The sequence below is a fragment of the Mesorhizobium sp. M1E.F.Ca.ET.063.01.1.1 genome, from assembly GCF_003998155.1.
GTDB lineage: Bacteria > Pseudomonadota > Alphaproteobacteria > Rhizobiales > Rhizobiaceae > Mesorhizobium.
The window spans coordinates 1-5186 of record NZ_RZSC01000421.1 but is presented as its reverse complement, the minus strand read 5'-3'; the positions used below and the strand labels follow the sequence as shown (position 1 = coordinate 5186).

Genomic DNA, 5186 nt, shown 5'->3' with positions numbered 1-5186 from the left:
TCGCCAGCCGCAGCACCTCGCCCGGCCAGTTGCGGCCGCCGAAGGTTTTCGTCTCCAGCAATTCGTGGATCGAATAGAAATTGCCGAGGCTTTTCGACATCTTCTGGCCCTCGACCTGCAGGAAGCCGTTGTGCATCCACACATTGGCCATGACCTTGGTGCCGTGGGCGCAGCGGGACTGGGCAATCTCGTTCTCGTGGTGCGGGAAGATCAGGTCGAGGCCGCCGCCATGGATGTCGAAGACCTCGCCGAGATAGGCGGCCGACATTGCCGAGCACTCGATGTGCCAGCCCGGGCGGCCCCTGCCCCAAGGACTTTCCCAGCCCGGCTCTTCCGGCGTGGACAATTTCCACAGCACGAAGTCGCCGGGGTTCTTCTTATGCTCATCGACGGCGATGCGGGCGCCCGCCTGCTGCTCGTCGAGATTGCGCTTCGACAGTTCGCCATAGTCCGGCATCGAGGCGGTGTCGAACAGCACCTCGCCGCCGGCGACATAGGCATGGCCGCGCGCGATCAGCTGCGCGATCAGCGACAGCATGTCGGCCTTGCCGTCGGCGCGGGGTGCGACGAACTCCGTTGCCCGCGGCTCGAAGCTTGGCTCCAGGCACCCGAGCGCCTTGACGTCCTTGTGGTACTGGTCGGCGGTCTTTTCGGTGACCTTGCGGATGGCATCGTTCAGCGAGAGCTTTCCGGCCGCGATCTCGTTGCCGAAATCGCGGAGCGCCCTGGCGTTGATCTTGTCGTCGACGTCAGTGATGTTGCGCACATACGTGACGTGCTCCTGGCCATAGAGTTGGCGCAGCAAACGGAACAGCACGTCGAAGACGATCGCCGGCCGCGCATTGCCGATATGGGCAAAGTCGTAGACGGTCGGGCCGCAGACATACATGCGCACATTTTTCGGATCGATCGGAACGAAACGCTCCTTCGCCCGCGTTAGCGTGTTGTAGAGGCTGAGGCCCTTCGATGCGTCAGACATGCGGTCCCGGTCCTTGATTTGGGTTCGCTGAAACCAGGTCTGCGCCGAAGGCGCAAATCGGGCTCCAGCCTGCTGGCCGGGGCGTTTGTCCAATCTGGGGAAAGATAAGGCGAAAACGTCCGGACCAGCGCGAAGCTAGCCAATAATGCAAATGCCACAAATGGCGAAAGACGTTTTCATGGGCGGCTTTATCGCGCCCGCCGGTGTTGCCGTCAAGTCGCTCTGTTCCGGAAACATGTCGTTGGATCACAGGTAAAGACGGGCCGAAACATTTTATTAAACATGTCGGCACAGTGATGAAACATTCGCCGGCTAGACCGCCCAGGCGTCACGATTTGGTCCGAATCGACCATCAAACGCGGACACGAAAATACTACCAGGGAAGAGAACAATGCCTCGAAGCAAGCAGGAACAGAGCCGACCGGCGCAACAGCCGCTCACCAAGCACTACCGCGCGATCGGCCCGGCAGCCATCGTCGCAGCCCTTCTTCACACCGCGAAGAAGAAGAAGCCGGCGCAGAAGATCGTTTCGCCGCGCGCCGCCTGAAAAAGGCACGACCGGCGCGGTCCCCGATGATGGGGCGCCGGCAATGAGGGCGACGCCAATGCGCGCCCCGGAACTGAGGCAGACGCCAAGAGCAAGCCTCTCTAGAACAGGGTCATCTGGTTTTCGTCCGCGCCGGGTTTCTGGCGCCTGACCTTCTCGGGCCGCTCGCCGACGACGCCCCGCTCCTGAATCTCCGGCCCGGTGTTGGCGACCTTGTTGACAAGGTCGGAAACCGCAATTGCCTCGAAGAAATCGGGTTCGGCGGGCTTCAAGAGGTCGAGTACGTCGCGCGGCTCCTGCGTGCGGCAATCCAGCCAGCGGGCGAAGTCGCGCTCCTCGATCACCACCGGCATACGGTCGTGGATATGGGCGATGCCGGCATTGGCCTGCGTCGTCAGAATCGCGCCCGTATCCATCTCGGAGCCGCCCGGCTCGGCATAGGTTTCGATAAGGCCGGCGAAGGCGATCACCCCGCCCCGCTTCGGCCGGATCCAGTAAGGCTGGCCCTTTTCGCTGCCCGACTGCTGCCATTCATAGAAGCCGGAGGCCGGCACCAACGCGCGGCGATGGCGCATCGCGGTCTTGAACGAAGCCTTTTCCAGCACCCCTTCCGAACGGGCGTTGAAGAGCAGCGGAAATTCCTTCGTGTCCTTGACCCAGGCCGGGATCAGGCCCCAGCGCACCAGTATCGCCTGCCGATCCGGCAGGTTGGAGCCCGGCGCGCGCTGCGGACCGGCAAGAGCCATCAGCACGGGCTGTGTCGGGGCGATGTTGTAGCGGGCCGGAAACTCCTCCAGCTCCGCAAGGCCGAGGAAGGCGGCGGTCTGGTCCGGCGTGGCGGTCAGGGCAAAGCGTCCGCACATGAACTCGCTCGTCGATCGGAATTTTTCCCAAAGGTGGCGATGGAACCCCAGCGCTGCAACGGCTAAAGCTTGATCAGGCCAATCGGTCCACAACAGGCTGCAGGAACATTCGGCATTCCATGGAACCGCGCAAGACCGTCCCCGCTGTCTCCGTCGCCGTCGTGCGCGGCAAGACGGTACTTTTGGTCAAGCGCGCGCGGCCGCCCTCGCAAGGGCTCTACGCCTATCCCGGCGGCAAGGTCGAGCCCGGCGAGACGCTGACACAGGCGGCGGCGCGGGAACTGGCCGAGGAAACCGGACTCGAGGCCAGGGACTACCACCCACTGCGCGACATCCATATCGACGGCAGCGGCGAGAATCACGCCGTCGACTATCTGCTGACGGTGTTCGGAGCGGCCTATGTTGGCGGCGAGCCCGAGGCCAGCGACGATGCCGAGACTGCCGCCTTCCACACGCTGGCGGAAATGGCGGAGATGCCGCTGGCGGACGAGGTGCTTGAGGTCGCAAGAGAGCTGCTGGGCGATTCGCATAAGTAGCTTCGACAGCGCAACGCCATGACTTCCAGGCGCCTGCGCCGCCCCTCACCTGCCTGCCCGTCCTCCGCAGCAGCTGCGGAGGGTGGACCGGCATCCTCTCGGGGAGAGGGGCGTTCTCTTCGCCGATTTCGCCAATCTCCAGCGTTGCAAGAAAGGCGCCTAGGCTGCGGCCAGCCCTTTCTCCCCGTCACTATACGGGGAGAAATGCCCGGCAGGGCAATGAGGGGCTGCGCGAACCTCAACAGGGAGAGATCCTGGCCAGGTACGACGGCCTCCCAAAATCGTCTTGCGAGCGGCGAATTGTTTGGTCACATAAGCCTATGACCCGCGCCTCACCTCTCCTCGCCGCGTGCCTCGCCTTCAGCATGACCGTCACGGCGCGGCCGACACTTGCGGCGGAGGCGCCGTTCGAGCCCGGGCTGATGCGGCTCGCCGAGGTGCTGGGGTCGCTGCATTTCCTGCGCAATCTGTGCGGCGAGAAGGGCGACCAGTGGCGGGTCGAGATGGAAAAGCTGCTCGAGTCGGAAAACCCCGATCCCGACCGCCGCGCTCGCTTCATCGCCTCCTTCAACCGCGGCTACCGCTCCTTCAGCGGCACCTATACGCAATGCACGCCCTCGGCGACCGAGGCTATTGCCCGCTACATGAAGGAAGGCGAGACGCTGTCGCGCGACATTGCTTCCCGCTACGGGAATTGAGGCCGGCGCCAATCGCGGCCAATCCGGTTTGCGCATAAATCCACCGGGAACTGGCCCCCAATGTGACGCGCCTTATTGTGTCCGGCTGCGCCTTGGTGCAATGATGTGTTGCGCTTGTGCAACAATGTTAATGAAACGTTAGCGCACAATTGCGGAATTAACTCAAACTGAAGGTTTTGATGCCGCAAGCCAGTCTAATCGGCTAAGCTTCGGAACGGATTGAGCGCAGCCTTGCTCGAAATGTAGATTACGACCGTAAAAATGTCGTATTTACAAGTACTTATCTCGGGCTGCGAATGAACTGGAAGGTCAAGCCCGGTCTCTCGCCGGATCGCCGCTTGAAAAAGGTGGACATCGCAATGGAACATGGTGTCAGCGACATCGACGCGTTGGTCAGGGAAGAAAAGCGCCTGACCGCCGTGGAGAGCCACAGCGAAGCCTGGGCTGAGGGATTGTCGGCTGGCATCGAGCCCGAGATCATCGCCGAAGCCGCCCTCGAAACCGCGTTTGGCGAAATGCTGCGCGCCAATGGCGAGACCTCGGCGCTGGCCCTGCTCGACCGCATGCGCGAAAAGGTAATCTCCGGCGCCTTCGAGCCGGAGCGGCTCAAGCACTAGGCCGCCCGCTGTCTAACAGCGGCTTTTGACGGCGACGCGCCATTTGGGCATGATGCCTGGGTGCCTTAACAGCTCAAGCGCTGTCCGGACCGAGCGAGCCCGGGAACCATGGAGAGGCAAGGGGTGAGATTTTCGTTGGCAGGCCGGCCGCATGCCTGGACCGTAGGCATGTGGATCGCCGCGTTCTGCCTGGTCCTTCCAGTGGGCTTGTGCCTCGCCAGCACCCCTTCCCATGCGCTGAGCGAGATCCAGCGCCAGGATTTGCCTTCGCCGGTCACGCCACCCGCCAATGACGATACGGCCTCGCCGGACACGACCGTGCCGATACCGGACCCGCTCGGCACGAAACCCTCCGGCAACAGCCAGCCGGCCGACGAAAAAAACAAGAGCGAGCCTGAGGCGCCATCCGGCAGCGGCGGCGTCACCAGCCCGCGCGCCGATCCGGACGCACCGCCGCCCGCTGTCGTCTACGACCTCGACAAGCTGCCGGAACCGGTCAAGCGGATGCATGGGCTGATCGTCGAGGCCTGCAAAAGCGGCGACATCGAGAAGCTGAGGTCGCTGATCGGCTCGGGCGATTCCATGACGCAGCTGTCGCTTGGCGACATCGACGGCGATCCGATCACTTTCCTCAAGGGCCTGTCCGGCGACAGCGACGGCCAGGAGATCCTCGCCATACTGGAAGAGGTGCTCAGCGCCGGTTATGTCCACGTCGACACCGGCACGCCGCAGGAACTCTATGTCTGGCCATATTTCTTCGCGCTGCCGCTCGACAAGCTCGATCCCAGGCAACGCGTCGAGCTGTTCAAGCTCGTCACGGCAAGCGACTATGACGACATGAAGCAGTTCGGCGCCTACATCTTTTACCGCGTCGGCATCACGCCCACCGGCCAGTGGCTGTTCTTCGTCGCCGGGGATTGAGTTTCGCCAGCGATCGGCCTCATCC

The 5186-nt window shown here is 63.0% G+C and carries 7 protein-coding genes; 5 read left to right on the top strand and 2 right to left on the bottom strand.

Annotated features, from left to right (window positions below; genetic code table 11):
* A partial coding sequence (gene cysS, locus EOA29_RS24330) for a cysteine--tRNA ligase (RefSeq protein WP_127221708.1) occupies window positions 1–979 on the bottom strand: 979 nt, incomplete at its 3' end.
* 391 nt (window positions 980–1370) lie between these two features.
* Between cysS and EOA29_RS24325 the strand changes: the two genes are divergently transcribed.
* Window positions 1371–1526 carry a hypothetical protein gene (locus EOA29_RS24325; RefSeq protein WP_126094908.1) on the top strand — a complete coding sequence of 52 codons (156 nt, stop codon included), beginning with the start codon at window positions 1371–1373 and terminating at the stop codon, window positions 1524–1526.
* A gap of 101 nt (window positions 1527–1627) precedes the next feature.
* Here EOA29_RS24325 and EOA29_RS24320 read toward each other — a convergent pair whose 3' ends face one another.
* Window positions 1628–2389, bottom strand: a complete 762-nt coding sequence (locus EOA29_RS24320; RefSeq protein ID WP_127221706.1) for an SOS response-associated peptidase — start codon at window positions 2387–2389, stop codon at window positions 1628–1630.
* Window positions 2390–2508: 119 nt separating this feature from the next.
* Between EOA29_RS24320 and EOA29_RS24315 the strand changes: the two genes are divergently transcribed.
* The 4 genes from EOA29_RS24315 to EOA29_RS24300 all read left to right on the top strand — a co-directional run bounded on the left by EOA29_RS24315 (window position 2509) and on the right by EOA29_RS24300 (window position 5161).
* Window positions 2509–2925 carry an NUDIX hydrolase gene (locus tag EOA29_RS24315; RefSeq protein ID WP_127221704.1) on the top strand — a complete coding sequence of 139 codons (417 nt, stop codon included), beginning with the start codon at window positions 2509–2511 and terminating at the stop codon, window positions 2923–2925.
* A 320-nt stretch (window positions 2926–3245) separates the two neighbouring features.
* Window positions 3246–3623: a TIGR02301 family protein gene (locus tag EOA29_RS24310; RefSeq protein WP_127221702.1), complete on the top strand. Its 378-nt coding sequence runs from the start codon at window positions 3246–3248 to the stop codon at window positions 3621–3623.
* 359 nt (window positions 3624–3982) lie between these two features.
* Window positions 3983–4240: a hypothetical protein gene (locus EOA29_RS24305; protein WP_040972051.1), complete on the top strand. Its 258-nt coding sequence runs from the start codon at window positions 3983–3985 to the stop codon at window positions 4238–4240.
* A gap of 168 nt (window positions 4241–4408) precedes the next feature.
* Window positions 4409–5161, top strand: a complete 753-nt coding sequence (locus EOA29_RS24300; RefSeq protein ID WP_245468527.1) for a hypothetical protein — start codon at window positions 4409–4411, stop codon at window positions 5159–5161.
* Window positions 5162–5186: the final 25 nt, after the last annotated feature.

What these genes read in the sequence shown, in the direction of transcription:
- EOA29_RS24325 (WP_126094908.1), top strand. Translation starts at nt 1,371, where the DNA reads ATGCCTCGAAGCAAGCAGGAACAGAGCCGACCGGCGCAACAGCCGCTC.
- EOA29_RS24320 (WP_127221706.1), bottom strand. Translation starts at nt 2,389, where the DNA reads ATGTGCGGACGCTTTGCCCTGACCGCCACGCCGGACCAGACCGCCGCC.
- EOA29_RS24315 (WP_127221704.1), top strand. Translation starts at nt 2,509, where the DNA reads ATGGAACCGCGCAAGACCGTCCCCGCTGTCTCCGTCGCCGTCGTGCGC.
- EOA29_RS24310 (WP_127221702.1), top strand. Translation starts at nt 3,246, where the DNA reads ATGACCCGCGCCTCACCTCTCCTCGCCGCGTGCCTCGCCTTCAGCATG.
- EOA29_RS24305 (WP_040972051.1), top strand. Translation starts at nt 3,983, where the DNA reads ATGGAACATGGTGTCAGCGACATCGACGCGTTGGTCAGGGAAGAAAAG.
- EOA29_RS24300 (WP_245468527.1), top strand. Translation starts at nt 4,409, where the DNA reads ATGTGGATCGCCGCGTTCTGCCTGGTCCTTCCAGTGGGCTTGTGCCTC.